We start from the raw sequence: 676 nt of genomic DNA, 5'->3' as shown, positions 1-676 counted from the left end.
CCTCTTCGAGTACCGCGTCACAGCTTTGACTCTCTACGGCTTTGGCTTCTTCAATCAGACCTTTCTTGCGTAAATAATAAGGGATGGTGATGGCTTCTCTGAGTTGCAGTAAGCGGACACCAATAAAAGCTAAGATTGAAACGGCTCTTTCTAAGTTCTTAGGCTCCGTCATTCTTTGCCGCTCTGCACCTGCACCCGTTTTCCAGGCCTTGTGAAAATCTTCAATACGCCATCTTGCGGTGTAAATATCTATAATATGAAGTGCTTGAGTTAACGTATCAATTGGCTCCGTTGTTAATAGTACCCAACGTAGCGGCTCGGTAACCTTTTTTGATGTTGTTTCTTGAGCGTACACCACGTTTACTGGCTTAGTTTCATCTTTCGTTTTAAACGTAACCTGTGCCACTTTTATTGTTAACTTCGCTTTTCTTGACACGCGGTTTACAGGTTTCCCTTTACTATTTTTTGTCCCTTTCTGGGCGATATCGATAGTGTATTGCCCCAGCTCAGCTTGTGACTCAAGATATGTAAATAGCTTAGAGTCTGTCTCAATCAGCGCTCTAGAATGTTTCGCTCGAACAACGAAACGTTCATTGTGTTGCTGTTTATCCTGAATATAACTCAGTATGTCTGCTTCTCTATCACACACTGAAATGACCCGTGACATCATGTCCCC

At 43.0% G+C, this 676-nt stretch carries 1 protein-coding gene; it reads right to left on the bottom strand.

All coding sequences use genetic code 11. The features are described 5' to 3' along the window. The coding region (locus AB4238_RS21815) for an IS4 family transposase (RefSeq protein ID WP_372035659.1) at positions 1–676 on the bottom strand (676 nt) is incomplete at both ends.

The organism is Shewanella sp. 10N.286.45.A1 (assembly GCF_041470405.1).
Taxonomy (GTDB): Bacteria; Pseudomonadota; Gammaproteobacteria; order Enterobacterales; family Shewanellaceae; genus Shewanella.
This window is presented reverse-complemented; position numbering and strand designations above follow the sequence as displayed.